The following is a 22,363-nucleotide window of genomic DNA, read 5'->3' as shown; positions in this document are numbered from 1 at the left end:
ATCCCTCCCAAGTTTTGAATAATTTCCCAGTACCCAGTCCTCAATCCCCAATCCCCAATCCCCAGTCTCCACAACCAGTTAAACTGCTGTAGATTTTCTCTTCCGTACACTGAAATGAACGATAAACGCCACTGTCAACAAAAATAATCCCAAGGCGCAAACGCCGTTCCATTGCCACAATCCCCAGACATAAGTACCAAGAAAAGAGCCGAGTGCGCCGCCAGTGTAGTTTGTCACCATGTATACCGTATTCAAACGGCTCTCAGCATTTGGAACTAAGTTGTAGACGCGGATTTGATTTGAAACATAACCAGTGTGCATTCCCAAGTCAAGAACAAGCACCCCTAATATAAGACCGATCAAATGAGTTCCACCAGCTATCCAAAGGATGACAAAAGCTGATAGAGATAGCGTAACAGCTACGCCAATTAACATTCTGGGACCGCGCTTATCTGCTACTCGTCCAACAATTGGGGTGGTAAAAACGCCGATTAAGCCAACTAAGCCAAATAAACCTGCAACTCGACTGTCGTAATTATACGCGGGAGATTCTAGTAGAAAAACTAGAGTTACCCACGCAGCATTAAAGGCTGCAAATACTAGTGCAACATTCAGCGCCGCTTCACGTAATACAGGCTGCTCACGAACTAGTTGCACAAGACTCTGCATTAGTTGCTGGTATGACAGGGTAGATGAAGGCTTACTTACAGGTATCCGCCCTTGGATCACAAAAGCTAAGATAAGCATCACACCTGCTGAGATGCCATATACGGCTCGCCAACCCAGATATTCCCCAATTATCCCACTGACTGAACGGGCGAGAAGAACGCTGAGGATCATACCACTGAGTAGGGTTCCAATAACTTTACCCCGCTCTGAAGGGTGTGTTAGTTGGGCGACTAGTGGAATAACTAGATGTGCTACTATACTACAGAAACCAAGTACGAAACTTGATACAGAAAGCCAAGCGATATTAGGTGCTGTAGCTTCCACGACTAAGATACCAGCCAGCAAACCTAGCATAGTAACAATTAACCAACGGCGTTCCATACGATCGCCCAAAGGAACTAATAACAGTAGTCCGACTGCATAGCCAGTTTGGGTAAGAGTGGGAATAAATCCCACTTGTTGGACAGAGATATTCAAGCTACGTCCCATATCAGCTAGTAGCGGCTGATTGTAATAGACATTGGCCACTGCTAAACCACAAGCGATCGCTAAAGTTAAAACAGTACTCCGCTGCGTCAGCGAATTGCTATCAGTGGTTAGAGCAGTATGCTCATTAGAACTCATTATGATGCACCAAAATATTGAACAGTAGCTTAAATACTTGTTGAATGACTAGAATCATCATCAAGATTTGGATGAATAGGCTTTTTCTCAGGTTTTTGGGTCTGTAATTCCCAAATATCGCGTTTTCCTAGCTCTTGATCCGCTAATAACTGTAGATGTTCTGGTAATTTCGTTGTTTGCCAAATTGACCAAATTTCTCCACAAAGCAATTCTTTTTCTATTTGTCCAAAAAACATGATTTTACTCTCCAGTAATGCTCAAGTTTAAGTTTCGTAACTCCTAATTTTGGAAAGATGAAGTAACAAATTTGTCATTTTTTATCGAACAGAATTCAGAATGAATAATCGGCGTTTTTGCACTCACACCAAATTGAGAATTTGGTTAGCTTACTTCCCGCAGGGTATCCCCGACTGATAGCGAGTCGGCGTACTCTTGCAGGGAAGCAGGCTACACATAGCGTCTCCAGCTTTGCTCCTGACTTCTGAATTCTTCTTCATTCTTTCGCCACCTTTAAAATACAGGTACTATTCGTCCCTGATACTGCTTGTTAATAAAATCTCTAACTTGTGGATCGTTAAGTAACTTATTTAGCTTCTGAATTTTTGGCTCATTTTCTCGACCCTGTAATGTAACTAATGCCAAAGCATATTTTTTATCTTTAGCTGTCTCCTGTCCCATAGATTGCGGTGTAATTCCTGCTAGAGCAACGGTTTGAGCCGAAGAAACAATGAAGTCTACATCATTAATAGCTCGAACTACCTGGACTCCTTCTACTTCCTTAATTCGCAATTTTTTCGGATTTTCAGCAATATCTCTTTGAGTTACAAATTCTTTGGTATTTTCTTTAAGTTTTATTAAGCCATTGCTTGCCAGTAACCTCAATCCTCGGTCATTATTAATTACATCATTGGCAATTGTGACAGTAGCATTTTGAGGAACCTCATTCACAGATTTAAGGTTTTTTGAGAAAAGACCCAGTGTGCTTAAGGAAACTAGATTTAATGGAACTAAATTGATTTTGAGTTCCTTGACTGCATTATTCATGAAAGGTCTATGTTGGAAAAAATTGGCATCAATTACTTTGTCTCTTAAAGCCGTATTTGGTTGTATCCAGTCATTAAAATTAACAACTTTTACTTCTAATCCTTCTTGAGGTGCTAGCTTAGTATTTACAAACTTCAAAATATCTTCAGATATAATCCCCGTCACCCCAACTTGAATGACTTCTTTTTGTGCCGTTGCTTGGGCTGTATTTGAAGTTACTTGAGCTTGTTGTTGGCTACAGCTAGCAAAGAGTATAGAAGCAGTAAATGAGCCGAAAGCTGTGATAAAAAATCGGCGGTTAATTTTTGGATGTTGTATGTTCATAAGCAATATTCTTGGTGATTCAAGATCGGAAGTGAACTAACCGCTTTCTCTAAAAGATGCGGAAGACGCAGAGAGAAGATTGAAAAGTTTACGATACTCGGCACTCAGCACTCTTCATGAATCCTGGCAAAATGGCGATTTATCGTTTTCTTGTTCGCTGCGCCAGTAAATCGCCTAAAAACTGTACGATTTGCACTAGGGCAATCAGAACCACAATGGTGGAAATCATCACACCAACATCGAATCGTTGGTAGCCGTATTGAATTGCCAAATTACCTAAGCCGCCACCACCAACGGCCCCAGCCATTGCGGAAGAGTTCAGTAGACTCACAACGAGAATTGTCATACCCAATAGCAGGGATGGGAAAGCCTCTGGAATCAATACTTTAAGAACGATTTGCCAATGGTTACAACCCATTGCTTGGGCGGCTTCTATTAGTCCTTTATCAACTTCCAGAATGCTGGTTTCAGCGATGCGGCCGAAAAATGGGATGGCGGCGAGGGTTAGGGGAACTAGCGCGGCTGTACTACCGATGGAAGTACCGACGATCAATCGCGTTATTGGTGTCAAGACGACTAACAAAATAATAAAGGGAAACGATCGCCCGGTATTGACGATCGCACCCAACACTTTATGTACCTGTGGAAAATCTAGCAGGTTCCCTGGGGCTGTCATCACCAAGATTAAGCCCAAAGGCAAACCTAAAAGTATCGCTACTACCGCTGATATACTCACCATGTAAAAGGTTTCACCAGTAGCCAGCCATAAACTTTGTAGCAATTCTTGCCCTTGCATCAATAAACCTCCACTTCAAACTCTGATTTGGGTAAATATTTCAAGGCTTGGGTTACTTTTGATCCTTCTAGTTGGATGTGAAATTGACTAACGCGGCGATTGCATACTACGATAAATCAATAGAGTTAGCGTTGTATTGACTATAAGATTTGCATAGATGAAGATAAAAAACAAGGGTAGGGGCTTATGGATGTAGGCCTCTAGGAACTTCCAATTGAAGGAGGCAGGGGGCAGGGAGCATGGGGGATAGAAAAGAATTGGGATTCGACCCCTCCCTGTTCGAGAACCACTTAGTAGAAGTGGGGGAATCAAACCCATGTTCAGCAACGCTTGTCGGCAGGGGGTAGGGGTCATTTCCCCCTGCTCCTTTTCCCCCTGCCCCCTGCCTCTTGTTGAAAATGGTATAACTCGTCAGAGTCGCAATCCTGCCTGTTTTAGTAGTGGGAGAACGCGTTTGCCGAAGAAATCGAGATCGGGTTCAAAATCGTAGAAGGCGAGTTGGAAGCCATCAACACCAGCTTCTTTGAGTTGCAGAAGTTGGTCGGTAATCTGCTCAGGGGAGCCGATTAGTTGGACGTTACCGCCGATCGCACTACCAACACCATGCCGCAGATTGCCCTTTTGATGCCCCTTCCAGGCGTGTGCATCGCTGGTGAACCGAGAACGTCCAGCGATCGATTCGCGATCGGCGTGGTCGATAATTGCTTGAGCATATTCTTCCGCCTCTCGTTCAGTTTCGCGGACGACAATTAGCGGATTTAGGAGAGTGCGTACTTGTCGGCCATTGTCGATCGCAGATTGTTTGACACGGGCAGTGTGAGCGGGTAGGGACGATAAAGCGCTTTCGATGTCGCCACCACCTGGGCTAGTGATGAACACGATATCAGAGTGGCGACCTGCAAAATTGATACCTGCATCGGAGCCAGTGGCGTTGACCAAAATCGGCCGACCATAAAGCGATCGCGGGCTAATATAAGCATCCTTAAACTGCCAAGAAGCCTGACTCTGATAAGAAAAGTTTTCGGTTTCAGACCAGAGTCTTTCCAGGACGGAAACAAATTCATCAGCGAGTTCATAGCGGCGATCGTGTTCGATCTGGCTCCAGCCGAACAATTCATGCTCATAAGCCCGGTGTCCAGTGACGACATTGATACCCCATCGACCTTTGGAAATGTGGTCAAGGGTTGCGCCAAATTTGGCAAGATGGATCGGATGCCACGGCCCGTAGAGGACGTGAATCGTCGAGATTAGCAAGATGCGTGAGGTAATACTGGCAAGGGATGCAGTGGTGATGAAAGCATCTAAACCTGCTTCCGTCCGTGTCGGGCCTTGTCCACCTTTAGGCTGCCAGGTAGAATAGCCGAAAACGAGGTCAAAACCGAGTTCCTCAGCCTTTTGGGTCAGCTTGGCATTATAGTCAAACGACCAGTCGGTAGTGCGCGGTAAGGCTGACGAACTCCAACCACCATGATGAATAGGTAAGAATAATCCGAGCAAAACGGGCTGTCGTAAAGCTTGCGACAACGGGCTATCAGGATAATCTGCTGGACTAGCCGCCGTGGCACGTGTTTTAAGCAAAGTAGTATCAATTGCATTCATAAGTTTGATTGGGGATTGGGGAGGGGAATAATAACTTCTAACTCAGCACTTAGCACTCAGCACTCAATGCACTTCTACCTCAAACTCTGATTCGTGTAGATATTTCAAGGCTTGCGTGATCTTTGCTCCCTCTAGTTCGATGTGAAATTGACCAACGCGGCGATCGCCTACGGTTTCGACGCTACCGCTGAGGATATTGATATCAACATCAAAACGACGTGCTAAAGTGGCGAAGATTGGTTGTTTGGCTTGTTCTCCGGCAAAGGCGATCGTTGCTAGCACTGCGCCAGGACGTGCTAAATGTCCATTGCGACGCGGGAAAACTTCTTGGGCGAGAAGTGATTCTGGCTTGGCGATTAAATCACTGACTCGCCCCTGTTCTACAACCTTGCCAGCATTGAGTACGGCTACACTGTCGCAGATTTGCTTAACTACGCCCATTTCATGGGTAATCAGCAAAATTGTTAGCCCCATACGCTTATTGAGATCGCGCAATAGTTCCAAAATCGATCGCGTCGTTTGAGGATCAAGTGCTGAAGTCGCTTCATCAGAAAGCAATACTTTTGGTTCACCAGCTAGCGCCCTAGCAATACCAACCCGTTGCTTTTGACCGCCCGAAAGTTGTGCTGGATAAGCATTAGCTTTACCTGCCAAACCAACCAGTGAGATTAATTCTTCAACTTTTGCCCGTTGCTTTAGTTTGCTGTAACCAATCACTTCCAAAGGAAAAGCGATATTTTCCGCCACAGTTCTGCAACTGAGTAAGTTGAAGTGCTGAAAAATCATCCCAATTCGTTGACGACTTTGACGCAACCTGACACCGGAGAGTTTGGTGATTTCCTGTCCATCGACTGTGACGTAACCCGATGTAGGCTTTTCTAATTGATTAACACAACGAATTAAGGTACTTTTACCTGCACCACTCTGTCCTAAAACCCCAAAAATCTCACCTGGTTTGACTTCAAAGCTAACGCCATCCAATGCTACGATCTCTTGATTTCCTTGGTGATAAACTTTGCGTACATCAGTAAATGTGATCATCTTAATAATTACTCCAATAAAAGGATATATGTCTTGTTTGATAAAGTAAATAAACTTGAATTGACTTTTTTTGCTAAGGAATAGGAATCACTGCACCTTGATACTTTTCTTTAATAAAATCCTTGACTTTTTGATCCCGGAGCAATTTGTAAAGTTTCTGAATTTTAGGGTCATTTTCTTGCCCCTCCAAAGTAGTAAGAGTAACCGCATAGAGTGGGTTTTTAGCTGATTCCAACGCCAAAGCATCTTTATCTGTTCGCATTCCTCCTGCTAGAACTGTTGCACCTGTCATCACACCTAAATCGACATCAGGAAGAGAGGGTAACAACTGACCAGATATAACTTCTTTGATTTGCAAATTTTTGGGATTCTCGACAATATCCTTAATACTTACTAAAACCCCAGGATTATTTTTCAGCTTGATTAACTTAGCTTCTTCTAGTACCTTCAACGCCCGATGAGCATTGTTGATATCGCCAGGAATAATCACTAACCCATTTTTAGGAACCTCAGCTAAAGATTTATGCCGTTTGGAATAAATGCCAACTGGATTCAAATGAATTGGAGGGTTTAAGGCTACCATTTTGATATTATGTTGCTTGCCAAAGTCCTCCATGAAAGGAACGTGCTGAAAGTAATTAGCATCTATTTGTTTATCCCTCAGTGCGAAGTTGTCTTGCACACTGTCACTAAAGGTAACGATTTCGATGTTTAGTCCTGCTGCTGGTGCTAAATTCTTTTTGACAAATTCTAAAATTTCTCCGGCTGGGACAGGTGAAACTCCAACTTTTATTTTCTCTTCTTGTGTAGTTACAACTGTATTAGTAGTTGTTTTTGCTGATGTATTGACTGCGGTATTAGAGGCAGAATTGGGTGAACTACAGCTAGCAAATAATGTTGATGCTGTAAATGATATAGCAGTTATTACAAAGAAGCGGCGGTTAATTTTGATTAAAGAAATTTTCATGCGATCGCCTTTGTATAGTGTTGGAGGAGCTAAAAGGATTAACTTGCTTTTTGAACTCCAAAATTCCATCTAAAAACTCACATCATTAGGGAATTGGCAGCACAGCACCTTTGTATTTCTCTTTAATAAAATCCTTAACTTTTTGATCTCGGAGTAATTTATAGACTTTTTGAATTCTGGGGTCGTTTTCTTTTCCTTGTAACGTAGTCAGAGTAACTGCATAAATTGGGTTTCGAGCAGATTCCAAAGCTAAGGCATCTTTATCAGTTCGCATCCCTGCTTGGACAACCCAGTTACCTGTTATTGCTGCTAAATCCACATCAGGTAGTGAGGGAATTGCCTGCGCTCCTGGTATTTCTTTGATTGTGAGTTTTTTGGGATTTTCAACAATGTCTTTGACACTTGCGACTCCTTTAAGATTGTCTTTTAGCTTGATTAATTTAGCGCTTTCTAGCACTCTCAAGGCTCGGTTAGCGTTGCTAGCATCATCAGGAATAGTGACAAGTCCATTTTGCGGGACTTCAGCTAAAGATTTGTGGCGCTTGGAATAAACTCCGACTGGATTTAAGTGAATTGGAGGATTAAAAGCAACCATTTTGATATTGTGCTGCTTGCCATAGTCTTCCATAAAGGGGACGTGCTGAAAGTAATTAGCATCGATTTGTCCATCCCTAAGCGCTGAGTTATTTTGGACAAAATCATTGAAAGTAACAATTTCAATATCTAATCCTGCCTCCGGTGCTAAATTCTTTTTGACAAATTCTAAAATTTCTCCTGCTGGTACTGGTGTAACTCCAATTTTGACTTTCTCTTTCGTTGCCGTAGTGACAGTATTAGCTGCTGGTGTTGCTGCCGGATTTGGTGCGGGATTAGAAGCAGAATTAGGTGAGCTACAGCTAGTAAATACTGTGGATGCTGCAAATGATGTAACCGCGATTAAAAAGAAGCGGCGGTTAATTTTGATTAAAGTAATTTTCATGCGATCGCCTCTTTTTTGTTAATTAAGAAAGAAGAATTCAGGAATCAGGAGTCAGAATGCGCTAAACGCCCCGCTACCGCTAACAGAATGAAATTATGTGCAACTTATGGAAAGCTCAGAGTTAGGGAGTCCGCGAGAATATTGATTCTGACTCCTGAATTCTGACTACTGAATTCATTTTTGCTTTACCATTTCTGGTCAGGAACCCAGTTGAAATTTTTATCTTTGACATCGATTTTCTTGGGAATAACTTTTAATTCGTAGAATGCATCTGCCATATTTTGTAAGCCCGTCAGAACTTCATTGTCTACAGGTAAAACCTGTCTAGTTCCACCACGTCCCTCGACGATTTCCATTGTCTGCAAATCAACTTTATAGAGTTTTGAAAGCAGTTTGGCAGAATCTTTGTTGTTATTCTTAGCCCAAACACCAGCCTTTTCTAGCTCTTGCAAAATGACTTTGAGAATGTCTGGATGATCGCGTACAAAATCTGGAGAGGCAAAATAGAAACCTGGGCTTTCTACAATGGCTTTGTCACCAAATACTGTAGTGTTATCTGCCAATAGACGAGTCCGCAGCTTGCGCTCAGTTTCAGCAGTGTAAGGGTCCCAAATTACCCAGGCATCAAAATCGCCACGTTGAAAAGCGGGTAAAGCTTCTGCTGGTGTAAGAAAAACAGGTTGAATGTCACTGTATTTCAAACCCGCTTTCTCTAAAGCGCGGACAATCATATATTGCGAACTCGCTCCTTTCGCAAAAGCAACTTTTTTGCCTTTGAGATCAGCAAGAGTTTTGATCGGTGAATTTTCTAGCACCAAAATAGCTGAACTTCTGGGGCTACTTGTACTCGCAGCCACCCGCACAAATTGTTTATCAGCCGCTTGAGCAAATACACTTCCGGTACCACCACCACCACCGAAAACGATCGCACCTACTCCCATCCCTTCAAGTAAAGGTGCAGTAGAGGAAAATTCATTCCAGGTTACAGAAATCCCTTGAGGTTGTAAGCGTTTCTCTAGCGCTCCTTGGGCTTTGATAATATTGAGTAGAGACATCCCTTTTTGATGCCCCATTTTCAGCACTGTTAGCTGACTCTTCTGTGGTTCCTGTTTCTGCGGACTGGCAGAATTAGCCGCATTATTCGGGGTGCAGGATGCGATCGCAAAACTCAAACCTAAACCAATTACAAATAATAGCACCAACGAGCGCATTCCAGGTTGCTGAACAAGCTTTAACAACCTCCTCTGATTTATCCAAACTAAAAACTGATTCACCAGTCGATTTAACATCTTTTATTCCTTGTTATTACATTCAAATTTCTTTACTTCCCCAACTGCAATTCAGTTTCAGGGAATAGATTATAGTTTTCTTGCCTATAACCTATTCCCTTCTTAGGATTTACCACTTCTGGTCAGGAATCCAGTTGAAATTTTTATCTTTGACATCAATTTTCTTGGGAATAACTTTTAGCTTATAGAACGCATCTGCCATACGTTGTAACCCTGAGAGTGATTCGTCATTCACCGGTACTACTTCTCTAGTTCCAGCACGTTCTTCAACAGTTTGCATTGTTGTCAAATCAATCTTGTACACCTTAGAAAGCAGTTTGGCAGAATCATTAGTGTTCTTATTAGACCAATCAGCCGCCTTTTCCATCTCTTGCAAAATGATTTTTAAAAGGTCTGGATGGTCGCGTACAAAGTCTTGAGAAGCGTAATAAAAACCTGGACTTTCGATTGCAGCTTTGTCACCAAAGATAGTGCCATTGTCTGCAATTGAACGAGTGCGAATTTTTTGCTCGGCTTGAGCGGTATAGGGGTCCCAAATTAACCAGGCATCGATATCACCACGTTCAAATGCAGGTAAAGCTTCTGCTGGTGTGAGAAAAACAGGTTTAATGTCGTTATATGTTAAACCTACTTTTTCTAAAGCCCGTACTATGATGTAATGCTGACCGGAGCCTTTAGCAAAAGCAACTTTTTTACCTTTAAGATCGGCAACGGTTTTGATGGGTGAATTTTCCTTGACTAAAATTGGTGAACCCTTTGTACCACTACTGAGTGATGCAGCTACGCGCACAAATGGTTTATCGCCTGCTTGAGCAAAGACGCTTCCTGTACCACCACCAGCACCAAAGACTATTGCACCTGCACCCATTCCATCAAGTAGGGGTGCTGTAGAAGAAAATTCATTCCAGGTGACAGAAATACCCTGAGGTTTTAAACGTTTTTCTAGGGTTCCTTGTGCTTTGAGAATATTTAGTAGTGCTACCCCTTTTTGATGCCCCATTTTAAGAACTGTTAGCTGACTTTTTTGGGGTTCTTGTTTCGGTGCAGTGACAGAGTTAGCGGCATTATTTGGGGTGCAGGATGCGATCGCAATGCTCAAGCCTAAACCAATTACAAATAGTAGAGCAAAAGCTTGTATACCAGGTTGTTTCGTAAACTTCAATAAGCTTCTCTGATTTATCCAAGCTAAAAACTGATTCACAAGTCGATTTAACATCCTTCCTCCTTCGCGTTACAAAAAAAATTGATTGGCATCCAAACAAGGGAATAATTTGTTATAAATAATTAAGAAGCACGAGCCTCAAATTAGAGAAAATCACTATATTGAAAATCTATCTACGAATATTTTTTCTGAAAGAATAAATTGAAACTTCAGAAAAAGTTTGATTGCAATTATTTAGTTGAGTGATAATACAATTAATCTGCCTAACGGCGTAGTGTTCGTGATAACTAAATTTGATAATATAAAAAATATTTTTATAAAGAATATTAAAATAATTCGTAATTCGTAATTAAGTTTTGTGATGGGGATTTGGCTTAGGCATCAAAACGCGCTGCTTGATAGAAGCAGGGGACTTAAACCCCCTAAGTTTGTTAAGTTTTAAATTTTCTTTGCCTTATTAGTTAACAGCAAAATTCATAACTATTAGTGGAATAGTTATGCTTCTAAAAAAAAATAATAAAAAGAGTATATAGCGTTTCCCGATCTCGTAAGTACACCCGTAGGGGCACGGCAGTGCCCATTGGTGTCAACTTAATGCGAAACCGATCTTCCGCGGGAATTAAAATTCCCGGCTCATAGCTAAAGTCATCTGAAGATGACTAAATATTACCAAAAATCTCCAGTCTACTGAAGTAGACTTAAGCTATTAGCCAGGGAATTTATTCCCTGGCGGGCGACTCCCCTTCCAGCAACAAAAGTTTTCCGTTTTCCTCTTAATCGTTCCTTTTATTTGCTTATTGACTAATAGAAGTGAGTTGAGGATTAGGAATATCAAGTAGGTAAGAAATTACCTCTTTGCGCCAAGCATCGTATACTGGCTCAATGCCTTTGGTATTAGCACCATTGAAATTTTCAGCATCTTGCCAGCGCTGTTTAATATAAGGAGCGCGACGTTGCTGAATTTCTTCGTCGAGTTCTAATAACTGTGCGGCGATTTCCGATTTTTCAGTCGGCGAGGCTTGCTCAAACTTTTTGCGCCACCAATTAGCGATCGTAATCCGATGAACCGCTTCATCATCATTGAAATGCTCTTTACTCTTCTGGGCTAATTCCTCGTCACCGATTGTGGATGTCAGTTTATTGAACCAAACTTGGGGCAAGATGTAATGCTCATAGTGTAGTTCCCAGGCAACAAAACCTAGCCAATTGCGATAGGGCACATCTCCTAAAAACTCCCAATGGCGTTCAGCTTCCTTGCGGATATCGTCAATAGGATCGCGTCCAGTGAGGGCAATAATACGTTCCCGAAAGGCGATCGCATGGGCCCCATCATCACCAATTTGTCTGCTCAAAATTAAATGCAAATCAGGGTCAGAAATCAACAAAATTGCCTTACTAGCAGCTTGCACAATAGACAAGTCGTGTCCACCTGTTGCAGCCCAATACTGATAAAAACCTGCTTTTTCTTCTTCTGTTTCTGGGGGACGGCTAGCGTGTTCACGAGTCAGGGGAACGTGAGGCGCGTGCTTGCTAATCAATTTTTCTAGAGTTTCTTGTTCAAACTCTACATTCCAAGTCCGAGTTAGAGTTGCAGTCATAAAGTTTCTTTTTGGGAATTGTGTATAGGGCATTGAAAAGAGGCAGAGGGGCAGGGGGCGGAGGGGAAAATTCTTCTCCCTGCTCCCTTGCTTCTTTCCCAGTCTCTAATCGTTAACACTCACAAGTTTGGGCAGTTTGGAGATAGGAATATCCAAGAAGTAAGAGAGTACTTCTCGCCGCCAGGCATCATAAATGACTGGCAAATCATCAACTTCAATGCCAATAGCGCGGTTAGCTAGTTGCCAATGATCTTTAAGATAGGTACTGCGGCGGCGTTGACCCTCTTCATCTGCTTCTAGGACTTGTGCGACTAAATCCTCTTTCTCAGATGGTGAGGCTTTGTCAAATTTACGTTGCCACCAATCCACAACTCCTAGACGGTGAACTGCTTCATCTGGCAAGATTCTCTCAGCAGCAAACTTTGCTGATTCTGGGTCATTGATTTTGCTAATCCGGCTGTTGAGCAAGAGCAAAGATACGATATGGAGTTCGTAGTGCAATTCAAAAGACAAGAAACCTTGCCAGTTACGAATGGGTAAATCTCCTTGGTAGTCCCAATGCTTTTGTACTTGCTTTTGGATATCATCTATAGGGTCATATCCAGATATAGCTTGCGCTCTGAGACGAGTATTTTGGGCGTGTGCGCCGTCATCTCCCAGTTGTCGGCTCAAAAACAGCTGTAATTCTGGGTCGGGAATTTGGTCTATTACTTTGGCACAAACTTGGACAATGAATAAATCATGGGCTGCACCAGCAACACGATATTGGTAGAAATTCTGTTTTTCTTCTGGTGTTACTGGTGGTCTGGGATCTTCCTGACGTGTTTTGGGAAGATGAGGAGCGTGCTTGTCAATCAGTTTGTTGAAAATTTCAACTTCTAATTCAGTTGTCCAAGCTGGACGTGTGAAGATTGCTGTCATATTTTTTTGGGTAATGGGGATTGGGGATTGGGGATTGGGGATTAGCAAATCTTCCTAGTGCGTGTTTTCAAAGTATTAGATTTACTCGATCTTCTTTAAAAAAGCTTGCTCTGAGCCTTTTTAAGGAGAATGGAGAATTTAGAGGATTTTCAAACGTTAGGAGGCTAAACGAGTAGTTTGAAAATACGTCCCAGTTCCTAGTCCCCAATCCCCAGTCCCCAGTCCCTTGTTTAATCGTTAATACTCACGAGTTTTGGTAGTTTGGAAACAGGAATATCGAAGAAGTAAGATAGTACCTCTTGTCGCCAAGTGTCGTAAATTACATCTCCTCCTTCAATTTCAAAACCAAGGGCACGGCGGGTAATCTGTCCATGCTCTTTAAGGTAGGGATTGCGGCGGCGTTGAACTTCTTCGTCTGCTTCTATTACTTGTGCGGCTAAATCAGCTTTTTCAGTTGGTGAGGCTTTGTCAAATTTACGATGCCACCACTGCGCGACCCCTGCACGGTGGTATGTTTCATCGGGAATGATTCTCTCTGTGGCAAAAGTTGACGAGATTGGATCGTATAATCTTGACAGCCGCCGATTTAATACGCCAGGGGCAACAATATGATGTTCATAATGTAGTTCCCAGGCTAACCAACCTAACCAATCACGTATGGGCAAGTCTCCCAAATAGTCCCAATGCTTTTGTACTTGCTTTTGAATATCATCTATGGGGTCGTGGCCAAATAATACTTCTATACGCCGACGGGTATTTTCAGCGTGTGCGCCATCATCACCAAGTTGCCGACTTAAAAATAGCTGCAATTCGGGGTCGGGAATTTTATCAATGATGTTGGCGACAACTTGCACAATAAAGAGATCGTGAGCTGCTCCACCAACGCGGAAGGGGTAGAAATTATCTATTTCTTCTTTTGTAGCGATCGCTCTTTGTTCATACAACCGCTTTTTCGGTATATGCGGAGCGTGCTTATCAATTAGTTTATCAATAGTTTCAGTTTCAAATTCAATTGTCCAAGCCGGACGTGTGAGAATTGCTGTCATTGGTTTTTCCTGTGTGTGAGTTTGAAATGAGACAAGTTACTCAGGGTTCTCTGGTTGAGCAATCATCCAATCCTTGAGGGGATTGGGTACTGAGGATTGAGTATTTGGAAAACTTTCCCCAGTCCCTAATCCCCAATCCCTCGCCTTAATTCGACTGGGAATTAGATGAGTTGCTCCAAGGAAGAATTCTGCCTTGGGGGTCGCTGGGCAAATTGTTACGACCCATAAATATTTTGGCTGACTGTTCTCTGACACCTGCTGGAGTACCTCCGGGATTCCAACCAAGGGTTTCTCGGTATCCGCCCAACAATCCTGCTTTTATGAGAGTTTCTTCATCAACTTGCACAGACTCATCTGCCTGTGGAGCAACGAACAATGCGTCTACTGGACAATACAGTTCGCACATAAAGCAGGTTTGACAGTCGCTTTTACGAGCAATTCTTGGTGGCCCGTCTGGCACTTTATCAAAGACGTTGGTGGGACAAGCCGAAACGCAGATATTGCATTTAATACATCGAGATTCGCTAACTAGTTCAATCACAGTGCTACTAACTCCCTCTCTTTAGCGCTAGTTTCGAGTTTTTGAGGCTTTACCCACACTTGATCTAAACCACCACTTAGCAAACGGTGGTATTGATTTGGATCTTGCTCAGGATAGTCTAAGTGTTTGTGCATACCGCGACTTTCTTTGCGTTCCAGGGCGCTAGAGTACATCCACCGAGCTGTTGCTACCATTGCAGTGGCTTCTCTAGCTTGAACAGCTTGATCTTCTGACACTCCTTGACTATTGCGAATTTCTTTCCAGAGGTGATTTAGGCGACCAAGAGATTCTGTCAATCCTTGCTCTGTACGGAATAGATTGCGATCGTAAGGGAATACTTCTGCTTGGACTGCTCGAATCACTTCTGAGGCAGCAAAGCTGCTACTACTGGCGTTATTGGCAGACACTCCAGCTTCTCCAAGTCCGCGGACGGTGCGTTGATTGGCTTGAGTCCCCAGCTGGCGGGTGTAGTTGGCTGCTGCTTCACCTGCCCAATATCCTGAAGAGGTTGCCCAGGCGGCGTTATGACTACCACCACCGGTAAAGCCACCACAAATCAATTCTCGCGTTGCGGCATCACCAGCAGCATAGAGTCCGGGTACGGTGCTAGCACAGGTATAATCGGTAATCCGAATGCCGCCTGTACCGCGTACTGTTCCCTCTAGACGCAGAGTCACGGGAAAATGTTGGGTGAAGGGGTCAATACCCATGCGGTCAAAGGGTAATAAGAAGTTGTGTTGGACAGTCCGCAACATCGCCTGAATTTCGGGAGTTGCTTTGTCTAGGCAAGCATAAACAGGTTGGGTAAGCAGGGTACGGGCAATGATTGATCGCCCTTTTTGAGAACCTGCCCCTTCAATTTCTGTACCATCTTGGTAATAGAAGGTTGCCCAACGGTAGTAAGCGCCTTTGGTAACGGAAGAAAAAGCTGGTGATAGGGCGTAAGCATTGGAAAATTCCATTCCTGACATTTCTGCACCTGCTTCAGCTGCCATTAAGTAACCATCGCCTGTGAGAACGTTACAACCTAAAGCTTTACTGAGGAAGGCACAACCACCAGTAGCAATTACTACGGCTCCGGCTCGGACTGTCCAGCGATCGCCAGTCTGGCGACAAATACCTTTAGCACCTGCCACTACACCTTCTGTATCTACCAGCAATTCTAAAGCTGGACTGTGGTCAAGTATTTTCACCCCTGCTCTGGTAATCTTTTTCCGCATCAAGCGCATATAATCATGAGCTTGTTGTAGCGATCGCCGATGGGGACGCCCTTCATCATCTACAGGAAAAGGATAGCCCCAATCTGACAGTTTATTCAGGTTTGTATAAGTCTGATCTAATACACGTTCCATCCAAGGACGCTCGGAGAGGAAACCCCCTAGAGCTTCCCGACTCGCCATTGCTGCTTCCCGTTGTTCTGGGTCAGGTGGAACATACCAAACACCAGTACCAGAGGGTGCTGTTGCTCCACTCGTACCGCAGTAGCCTTTATCTACGAGTATCACTCTTACCCCTTGAGCCGCAGCATTCCAAGCCGCCCAAGTTGCTGATGGGCCACCACCTATAACTAAAACATCAGTCTCTAAATTCAGTTGTGATGTAGTACTATTGCCTGACTCAGATTGATATACACTCACGATTACACCTCCTATACTTATTGAATTGGGAATGGGGCATTGGGCATTGGTTATTGATTCTTCTTCCTCATCTCCCCAGTCCCCAATCCCCAGTCCCTATCCTGCCACCAGTTCTAACGATGCCTCCGGCGGGCTACGCCTACGCACTCGTGGCATTACCTCTTCGGAAAAATGCCTCATTTCAGTCGCGAACGGCTGAAATTGCAGCATAAATGTGCCAATTCCCACTCTGTTAAATTCGGCAATGCGACTAGCCACGGTGTCATAGCTACCAACTAAGCCAGCTGCGGTGCCACCGTTACTTCCTACGCCAGGGTACTTGGCTAAGTTCTTGAACATCACGACTTCGGAATCGACTCCTTTGAGCAACTCTGAGCGATCGTCTTGTGCTGCTACCATTGCCCGCAAGTTGTGATATTCTTCTTGGGCTTCTTCATCTGTGGGTCGAGCAATCACAAATGCGGACATCGCAAAGCCCAGTGGTTTGGGGCGATCGCGCGGCTGTTTTGCAACTTGAGCAATGGTTTCTCGGATCACTTCTATAGGACGGCCATTGAGAAAAAATACATCTGCCTCTTTTGCCGCTAATGCCTGCGCTGGTTCTGACTCACCTCCCACATACACACGTGGATGAGGATTAGCTACGGGAGGAGGATTGAAACTGAGGTCACTAATCTGAAAATAATCTCCTTGAAAGTTAACTCTTTCTCCACTCCACAGCGCCTTGACTACTCTGATCCACTCATTGGAATAGCGGTAACGCTCATCGTGGGGAAGAAAAGATATGCCTGATTTCTCCATTTCTGGCTTAAACCAAGCACTTACTAAATTGATTGCAAAACGCCCACCACTTATCGCATCAATGCCTAATGCCATTTTCGCTAAGATTGCTGGATGAAAAAGTAAAGGCTTCACAGCGGCAATAATTTCGATAGAATTTGTGGCTTCGGCAAGGGCTGCTGCTGCTGTCCAAGTTTCCAGCTGATCTAGTTGTTGATTTCTGGGATTAATGATGTGTTCTGCGATCAAAGTTGTAGTAAACCCGCACCGTTCAGCCAACTGGATAAGATCCTTAGCTCGTGAATAACTGGCATCACGAGGTTCAAGAGGATGGTTCATTACGCCGCAGTTGCCGTAAACGGGAATCCAAATCCCGTAGCGTGGCTCAGACATAGCTTTCAAGAACCCTTGTAATGGACGCTAAAAGTTTACTTGGCACTAAATTTTGAGTTTATCGGATAACCCACCTAATTTACTGTGAATCTACGGTAAACCGACTAATATGCCGTAGTATACAGTTATGAGATTTGCATAGATTGTGCTAAAAAACAAGAGGTTATTAAAATTTATTGACATTACTCCTTCAGAAAGTTCAGTTTGTGGCGAAAACTTTCTCAAAAAAATAAAGGACAAGTACGATTCTTGTCCCCAAGGCTTAAAATAACAGATTTTGCGTCGAAATAAGTCAGACAAAAGGGACTAAGTATTGGGTATTAAGAAAACTCTTTCCCAATCCCCAGTTCCGAATCAAATTAATTCTCTGTACCCAGAGGCCCGTAAAATTGAAAGCGTCCAATGCCGAGAGATTGGCCAGCAGTTTTATCACCAGAGGGAAAAGCCTTAACGTCAAATAAATAGACGCCATCATTAAAAGGATTCTCGTAAGTTTGCAGACCAATAGTAACGGTCTTACCTGGTGCTACGGGAGTATCAAAAGTTACTGTGATAATCTGCTGTTTGTCGTTACCTTTTACAGTTTTGAGTGCCAGCTTTGAACCTTGTTGATTGCGTGTGCCTTCAAAGGCAAAAGTATCCTTTTGATTGAATTGAATATCTTCACTCCCCTGAATCTGGTTAAAAGTAACCTGCTGCAAGGGTTCCCCGGCTGTCGCTGGCACTTCCACAGTGAAATAGTACGTCGTATTGGGAATACTTGTATCGCGGTATGGAGTGCTGGCACTAACTAAACGCGGTGGTTCGGCAAAGGCAATCGTGCCATTGCTTAAGGTAACTGCATCGGCTACCGAATGAGGTAGTAAATATAGTCCAGTGCTGACAACAAATAGAGTACTAAAAAAACGATTTACGTACTTCATGATTTATATTTTTACCTCAATGTTTTTTATCTAAGACTCAATAATTTCAGTCTTGCTTCAAATACCCATAGTCAAGCCTGAGTAGACCAATTATTACAGTCTCTAAAGTTAGTAAGTTAATTAAGCTTACCGACTATTTATTATGCGGTTTTGCTGTAATTCTAACACGTGCTTTCAAGTTGTCCAGGAATAAAAATGGATATTGAAATTTAAATTTAACTGGTGATTTTGAGCTAATTATTATTAGTAAATTCCCTCAAAAATCGATGATTTTACCGGACTTTCATTATAATCAGACACTCGTATATCGATATGTTTGCCGTAGTTTAACTAACTTAATACACTCATAGATCGATATAGTTACCGTAGGATAAATAGCAAATTATTTGAAAAATTGATAATTTTATACAGGAGTAAATTTATCAATTGAATTATATATCAATAAATTTACTGAACTTATAATTAGTGAATTATGTTAAAGGAGAAAGTGAATTACTACAGTAGTCTATCAATAAATAATTGATGGATAAATAAATTCCTTGTAGAGACGGTGATTTATCGTAAATTAAAGGGTTTAAGAACCTGCAATCTACATGTAGCACCCATTTCAGTCGGGGTTTGTCTTGAGAAATCGCTCCACTTGGGCAAAGCTCAAGACCGCGTTTCTCGCTAAATCCCCCGTTAGCGCTAGCGTAAAGCCTTCTCTACGAGAGGCTGCGCCAACGGCATGGCAACGCTATGAGCGACGGAGGAGCGTCAGTTGCCACAACGCGGGGAACCCGCGCAAGGCACTTCTCTTCTCTACGAGACGCTACGCGAACGTCTGAAATTTCTTTAATTTTGAATTTTGTTAGCGTAGCGTAAAGCCTTCTCTTCGAGAGGCTTTGCCAACGGCATGGCTTCTCTACGAGACGCTGCGCGAACGCTTAGAGCGAGTCTGCGTACCCTTACAGGGAAGCAAGCTACGCTTTTAGCGTCTCGTAGAGAGCGTCATTTTGAATTTTGAATTGTTAACGCGTCTTTATAATGATTTATCGGATCTTTGCGGTCTACAATTTCCATCAAAAAACCTTAACCAAACCGTATTGATAGCAATTCTCGTTTACGTGAGGTACACCCGTAGGGTCTGCCGTGCCCCATTGGTGTCAACTTAAGCAAAAATAGACCTGCGGCAGCAAAAGCATGTACCAGCACCGCCGATTGCAGAAATAGAGCAAGAAAGTGTATACACCGTAGCCTTTATAAGGAGAGGGATTGAGGGTGAGGTAAACCAGGGAAATATATTGTATGTTATTTAATTCTGATTCCTAACCATGTACAGCAGATTTCAACTTAGTGCGAAACTTGCAACAAGATAAATGTATTCTTCCTCTATACCCATGAAGTATTGTAGATATCGTTAGTCTGCAATCTTTGGCTCTGGATTTTCAAAAAAATGTTACGACTTTATCATTTATTACTAGGTTCTATTTTGCTGGTGTCAATACCGCTGGGAGCAAAATTTGTTCTCCCTCAATTTTCTCCACCCAAAGTGGTAAAACCCCTTGCCGTTGCAAAACTTCCCAATTCTAATGAGGGAAATATCTGGCAGAAAATCTTAGTAAATAATGCTGCTCCAACTAACTGGCAAGTTGCTCCTTGTGAGGGAAATGCACCCTTGCTGTGTATCTCCTCTGGCGGGAAACGTTTGGGTACAGTTGAGATTAACGTTTACCCACTAGCTAACAATGAGGACTTCCGAAAGAAACTTGTAGCAGCTGGTATTCCAACTGGTTCTCAAGTTGACTACCAAAGTTCCAAATACCAAACCCAGGTATTAGCAGCACTCAAAGCTTGGGTTGCAGATCACTACGCCGCCTTTGCAAAAGATCGTCAGGGTAAATATGGAAAAGAGATTACCTTCTCAACCTATCCACCCCAACCAGTACCTATTGGCAAGCTTCAGGGAATCCGCTATGGGTTCGCTGTAATTAAGCAACAAGGTGGAGTACAAGAGCAACATATCGGTCATGTTGCCTTTGATGGGACTAAACTTTATGTAATTACTACTGCATTTGACACAGATACGCAAACAGGTAAGTTTGAGAACCTGGAAAACTTGGCTATTTTTCAACCTTACTTGTATGCGATCGCCGCAGATTTGCGTTTACCTTAATAGGGATTGGGGATTGGGGATTGGGTATTGGGTAAAATTTTCTTCTTCCCCAGTTCCCAGTTCCCAGTCACCAGTCATCAGTCCCCAGTCCCCAGTCCCCAATCCACCTAAATCTCAGCTACCGCCCGTTCAATTAAGCGATGCGCTAAAGTTTGCGTACCAGTGTGTTCATAATAATTTGTTGATACATCCAGGAACGCCGCTAGGTAATCTAACTTGTCATCGGCAATATCGACAAAACTTTGCAAATTGTGGACAACCTTTTGTGGCGTTAAATTATTGGCGGAGACTAACCCACTCATCCAACCTTTAACTGAGTCAAAGCTTTCGCCGATAAAGTTGAGTTTACTACCAGCATTGCTTCCTGGAATCACATCTTTGATGCTTTGGAAAGTTGAGTTTTGCTCTAACTCTTGGGGATTTGTTTGATTAAGTCCAGATATCGCTTTACTGATGAAGTCTGGGCCCAGAGGTATCAAACCATCAACGCAAACTAATGCCACCATGCGGATGAGTGACTCACCACTATACTCTCCTAAAGAGGCGACAAAATCCCCAATACTATCTCCAGGAATGCCGTTAATTTGACAGAAAGCTACCAACTCAGCCACTAATTTTAACGTCAAATCAATAGTTTGGGCTTTATCAGGTTTAGGAGTAACAGAATTTAAAAAACCCAACAGAGGAATTTTCTCGCCAACTTTGTTAGCTAAGGCTGCTGCGCCCAGTGCTTTATCTGTAGAATCAACAGTTTGATATAACCACAAAGCTGTTTGGTATCCTTGAGATTTGTCATTGAATAGATAAATCGCTCGTTCGCCAATTTGCTGAATTAGATCCTCGTCGTCTTCGCCAGTAACACTTTTAATAGTGTTGACAAAGCCGACTGTATTTCGCCACTCTCCAGGAGCAACAAAATCTAGGGATTTTAACATAGAAACAGTCAAGCCGCCTGTTGGCAATTGATCAACTAAATCAACAATCGATTTACTCACAACAATCTCCTTATTTAGGGTTTATTATCTTTAATGTCAGTAATTTGGCTCATTTCAGGTTAGCCAGACCACTAAGATTAAACTTCTCTAACCAATCTGCGCGATCGCTAGCTTTAAATGATGAATCGCGAGAAAGTGCTTTTACTTGGTACTTACCTACCAAAATTGCAGTTTGCGTTTTACCAACTTCTATTGCCGGATAACCACCAATTTTTTTGGTACTCTTTGAGAACTTTGCTGCGGCATTAGGTGTACTGGTGGTATCAGAAATAGACAGTAATGCTAGCTCTTTACCGCCTTTTTTCAACTTCGCTTCCGAAAAACCTTTTTTCTCTTGGGTATAGACGCGCTGGTAGCCATCACCTGCATCAGGGAAAAATTTATTAAATTCGCTACCCTGAGTTGCGTTCTTAGCAACTGCAAGACCCTTTTTTTGTTGAGTGCTTTCTTTTTGCACTTGGTCAAAACGTCCAGGTGTCTTTGGAGTACAGGCCGTTGTCAGTATCATTACCGACAGCAACAAAGCGGCTACTACCCTACGCCCACGGTGTAAAATCATTCTTGGCTTCTCCTTATAGTTGAGCTTTGAGGCAATTATCTGCGCTGCTAGCAATTATTACCCGTAAAATTTACTTTTTGATAATTATTGCCTAAGTTCTCAACTATAGCGGTTTAATTTTGTACTTCAAAAAAGTGTCTAGTGTCAGACTTAACATAGCAATTAACCCAACGCAAAAACGCCCCCCCTTTCGGGAGAGCGTCTTTCAATTTAGTAAAACTAGAGAATTAACCGTTGATAGCAGGAGCGGTAAGAGCTACAGGAGCAACATCACCAGCAGCCAAATCTAGAGGGAAGTTGTGAGCGTTACGCTCGTGCATT

Annotated in this window: 21 protein-coding genes and 1 pseudogene; 2 read left to right on the top strand and 20 right to left on the bottom strand. The window is 43.0% G+C overall.

What is annotated here, in order from left to right:
- Window positions 1-78: 78 nt before the first annotated feature.
- The 7 genes from V7L07_RS13610 to V7L07_RS13580 form a co-directional block, all read right to left on the bottom strand.
- Window positions 79-1,293, bottom strand: a complete 1,215-nt coding sequence (locus V7L07_RS13610) for an MFS transporter (protein WP_335058557.1) — start codon at window positions 1,291-1,293, stop codon at window positions 79-81.
- A 29-nt stretch (window positions 1,294-1,322) separates the two neighbouring features.
- The gene (locus tag V7L07_RS13605; RefSeq protein ID WP_335058555.1) at window positions 1,323-1,529 is read right to left on the bottom strand and encodes a hypothetical protein; all 207 of its coding nucleotides are present in this window, start codon (window positions 1,527-1,529) and stop codon (window positions 1,323-1,325) included.
- 274 nt (window positions 1,530-1,803) lie between these two features.
- Window positions 1,804-2,661 carry a MetQ/NlpA family ABC transporter substrate-binding protein gene (locus V7L07_RS13600; protein ID WP_335058553.1) on the bottom strand — a complete coding sequence of 286 codons (858 nt, stop codon included), beginning with the start codon at window positions 2,659-2,661 and terminating at the stop codon, window positions 1,804-1,806.
- 139 nt (window positions 2,662-2,800) lie between these two features.
- Window positions 2,801-3,457 carry a methionine ABC transporter permease gene (locus V7L07_RS13595; RefSeq protein WP_334763821.1) on the bottom strand — a complete coding sequence of 219 codons (657 nt, stop codon included), beginning with the start codon at window positions 3,455-3,457 and terminating at the stop codon, window positions 2,801-2,803.
- Between the two features lie 411 nt (window positions 3,458-3,868).
- Window positions 3,869-5,056, bottom strand: a complete 1,188-nt coding sequence (locus tag V7L07_RS13590) for an LLM class flavin-dependent oxidoreductase (RefSeq protein WP_335058551.1) — start codon at window positions 5,054-5,056, stop codon at window positions 3,869-3,871.
- Window positions 5,057-5,119: 63 nt separating this feature from the next.
- Entirely contained in the window at window positions 5,120-6,097 is a 978-nt protein-coding gene (locus V7L07_RS13585; protein ID WP_335058549.1) for a methionine ABC transporter ATP-binding protein, read from the bottom strand.
- Between the two features lie 73 nt (window positions 6,098-6,170).
- Window positions 6,171-6,854, bottom strand: a complete 684-nt coding sequence (locus V7L07_RS13580) for a MetQ/NlpA family ABC transporter substrate-binding protein (RefSeq protein ID WP_335058699.1) — start codon at window positions 6,852-6,854, stop codon at window positions 6,171-6,173.
- Between V7L07_RS13580 and V7L07_RS13575 the strand changes: the two genes are divergently transcribed.
- Complete coding sequence (locus V7L07_RS13575) at window positions 6,805-7,137, top strand: hypothetical protein (RefSeq protein WP_335058705.1); 333 nt, start codon at window positions 6,805-6,807, stop codon at window positions 7,135-7,137. The two genes, V7L07_RS13580 and V7L07_RS13575, sit on opposite strands and share 50 nt — an antisense overlap.
- A 12-nt stretch (window positions 7,138-7,149) precedes the next feature.
- On the opposite strand, the gene V7L07_RS13570 is transcribed toward V7L07_RS13575, so the two are convergent.
- The 10 genes from V7L07_RS13570 to V7L07_RS13525 form a co-directional block, all read right to left on the bottom strand.
- Window positions 7,150-8,043 carry a MetQ/NlpA family ABC transporter substrate-binding protein gene (locus V7L07_RS13570; protein WP_335058547.1) on the bottom strand — a complete coding sequence of 298 codons (894 nt, stop codon included), beginning with the start codon at window positions 8,041-8,043 and terminating at the stop codon, window positions 7,150-7,152.
- Window positions 8,044-8,228: 185 nt separating this feature from the next.
- Window positions 8,229-9,332 (bottom strand): aliphatic sulfonate ABC transporter substrate-binding protein, encoded by a 1,104-nt coding sequence (locus tag V7L07_RS13565; RefSeq protein WP_335058545.1) that lies wholly within the window; start codon window positions 9,330-9,332, stop codon window positions 8,229-8,231.
- Between the two features lie 109 nt (window positions 9,333-9,441).
- Window positions 9,442-10,548: an aliphatic sulfonate ABC transporter substrate-binding protein gene (locus V7L07_RS13560; protein ID WP_335058543.1), complete on the bottom strand. Its 1,107-nt coding sequence runs from the start codon at window positions 10,546-10,548 to the stop codon at window positions 9,442-9,444.
- A gap of 740 nt (window positions 10,549-11,288) precedes the next feature.
- Window positions 11,289-12,092 carry a hypothetical protein gene (locus V7L07_RS13555; protein WP_335058541.1) on the bottom strand — a complete coding sequence of 268 codons (804 nt, stop codon included), beginning with the start codon at window positions 12,090-12,092 and terminating at the stop codon, window positions 11,289-11,291.
- 105 nt (window positions 12,093-12,197) lie between these two features.
- Window positions 12,198-13,013 (bottom strand): hypothetical protein, encoded by an 816-nt coding sequence (locus tag V7L07_RS13550; RefSeq protein WP_335058539.1) that lies wholly within the window; start codon window positions 13,011-13,013, stop codon window positions 12,198-12,200.
- Window positions 13,014-13,243: 230 nt separating this feature from the next.
- Window positions 13,244-14,059 carry a hypothetical protein gene (locus V7L07_RS13545; RefSeq protein ID WP_335058537.1) on the bottom strand — a complete coding sequence of 272 codons (816 nt, stop codon included), beginning with the start codon at window positions 14,057-14,059 and terminating at the stop codon, window positions 13,244-13,246.
- Window positions 14,060-14,204: 145 nt separating this feature from the next.
- Window positions 14,205-14,600 carry a 4Fe-4S dicluster domain-containing protein gene (locus tag V7L07_RS13540; RefSeq protein ID WP_292848577.1) on the bottom strand — a complete coding sequence of 132 codons (396 nt, stop codon included), beginning with the start codon at window positions 14,598-14,600 and terminating at the stop codon, window positions 14,205-14,207.
- A complete protein-coding gene (locus V7L07_RS13535; protein WP_335058535.1) occupies window positions 14,597-16,237 on the bottom strand; it encodes an FAD-binding protein in 1,641 nt (546 codons plus the stop codon). The genes V7L07_RS13540 and V7L07_RS13535 overlap by 4 nt, the downstream gene beginning before the upstream one ends.
- Window positions 16,238-16,333: 96 nt before the next feature.
- Window positions 16,334-17,410: an LLM class flavin-dependent oxidoreductase gene (locus V7L07_RS13530; RefSeq protein WP_335058533.1), complete on the bottom strand. Its 1,077-nt coding sequence runs from the start codon at window positions 17,408-17,410 to the stop codon at window positions 16,334-16,336.
- Window positions 17,411-17,769: 359 nt separating this feature from the next.
- Entirely contained in the window at window positions 17,770-18,333 is a 564-nt protein-coding gene (locus tag V7L07_RS13525) for a DUF2808 domain-containing protein (protein WP_335058531.1), read from the bottom strand.
- Between the two features lie 1,435 nt (window positions 18,334-19,768).
- Here V7L07_RS13525 and V7L07_RS13520 point away from each other — a divergent pair.
- Window positions 19,769-20,488: a hypothetical protein gene (locus tag V7L07_RS13520; RefSeq protein WP_335058529.1), complete on the top strand. Its 720-nt coding sequence runs from the start codon at window positions 19,769-19,771 to the stop codon at window positions 20,486-20,488.
- A 107-nt stretch (window positions 20,489-20,595) separates the two neighbouring features.
- On the opposite strand, the gene V7L07_RS13515 is transcribed toward V7L07_RS13520, so the two are convergent.
- From V7L07_RS13515 to V7L07_RS13505, 3 genes and pseudogenes are all read right to left on the bottom strand, one after another.
- A complete protein-coding gene (locus V7L07_RS13515) occupies window positions 20,596-21,483 on the bottom strand; it encodes a hypothetical protein (RefSeq protein WP_335058527.1) in 888 nt (295 codons plus the stop codon).
- A 49-nt stretch (window positions 21,484-21,532) separates the two neighbouring features.
- The gene (locus V7L07_RS13510) at window positions 21,533-22,042 is read right to left on the bottom strand and encodes a hypothetical protein (protein ID WP_335058526.1); all 510 of its coding nucleotides are present in this window, start codon (window positions 22,040-22,042) and stop codon (window positions 21,533-21,535) included.
- A gap of 227 nt (window positions 22,043-22,269) precedes the next feature.
- Window positions 22,270-22,363 (bottom strand): annotated as a pseudogene (locus V7L07_RS13505) (photosystem II protein D1); the annotation flags it as partial.

It is taken from the genome of Nostoc sp. (genome assembly GCF_036916985.1).
Lineage (GTDB): Bacteria > Cyanobacteriota > Cyanobacteriia > Cyanobacteriales > Nostocaceae > Nostoc.
The sequence above is the reverse complement of the archived record's forward strand: the minus strand, read 5'-3'. Positions and strand labels throughout refer to the sequence as shown.

Excerpts from the sequence above, each read along its gene's own strand:
- V7L07_RS13520 (WP_335058529.1), top strand. The coding sequence starts at position 19,769 with ATGTTACGACTTTATCATTTATTACTAGGTTCTATTTTGCTGGTGTCA.
- V7L07_RS13560 (WP_335058543.1), bottom strand. The coding sequence starts at position 10,548 with ATGTTAAATCGACTTGTGAATCAGTTTTTAGCTTGGATAAATCAGAGA.
- V7L07_RS13590 (WP_335058551.1), bottom strand. The coding sequence starts at position 5,056 with ATGAATGCAATTGATACTACTTTGCTTAAAACACGTGCCACGGCGGCT.
- V7L07_RS13510 (WP_335058526.1), bottom strand. The coding sequence starts at position 22,042 with ATGATTTTACACCGTGGGCGTAGGGTAGTAGCCGCTTTGTTGCTGTCG.
- V7L07_RS13530 (WP_335058533.1), bottom strand. The coding sequence starts at position 17,410 with ATGTCTGAGCCACGCTACGGGATTTGGATTCCCGTTTACGGCAACTGC.
- V7L07_RS13545 (WP_335058537.1), bottom strand. The coding sequence starts at position 14,059 with ATGACAGCAATTCTCACACGTCCGGCTTGGACAATTGAATTTGAAACT.
- V7L07_RS13550 (WP_335058539.1), bottom strand. The coding sequence starts at position 13,013 with ATGACAGCAATCTTCACACGTCCAGCTTGGACAACTGAATTAGAAGTT.
- V7L07_RS13565 (WP_335058545.1), bottom strand. The coding sequence starts at position 9,332 with ATGTTAAATCGACTGGTGAATCAGTTTTTAGTTTGGATAAATCAGAGG.
- V7L07_RS13525 (WP_335058531.1), bottom strand. The coding sequence starts at position 18,333 with ATGAAGTACGTAAATCGTTTTTTTAGTACTCTATTTGTTGTCAGCACT.
- V7L07_RS13585 (WP_335058549.1), bottom strand. The coding sequence starts at position 6,097 with ATGATCACATTTACTGATGTACGCAAAGTTTATCACCAAGGAAATCAA.
- V7L07_RS13600 (WP_335058553.1), bottom strand. The coding sequence starts at position 2,661 with ATGAACATACAACATCCAAAAATTAACCGCCGATTTTTTATCACAGCT.
- V7L07_RS13555 (WP_335058541.1), bottom strand. The coding sequence starts at position 12,092 with ATGACTGCAACTCTAACTCGGACTTGGAATGTAGAGTTTGAACAAGAA.
- V7L07_RS13575 (WP_335058705.1), top strand. The coding sequence starts at position 6,805 with ATGTTTAGTCCTGCTGCTGGTGCTAAATTCTTTTTGACAAATTCTAAA.
- V7L07_RS13610 (WP_335058557.1), bottom strand. The coding sequence starts at position 1,293 with ATGAGTTCTAATGAGCATACTGCTCTAACCACTGATAGCAATTCGCTG.
- V7L07_RS13595 (WP_334763821.1), bottom strand. The coding sequence starts at position 3,457 with ATGCAAGGGCAAGAATTGCTACAAAGTTTATGGCTGGCTACTGGTGAA.
- V7L07_RS13605 (WP_335058555.1), bottom strand. The coding sequence starts at position 1,529 with ATGTTTTTTGGACAAATAGAAAAAGAATTGCTTTGTGGAGAAATTTGG.
- V7L07_RS13570 (WP_335058547.1), bottom strand. The coding sequence starts at position 8,043 with ATGAAAATTACTTTAATCAAAATTAACCGCCGCTTCTTTTTAATCGCG.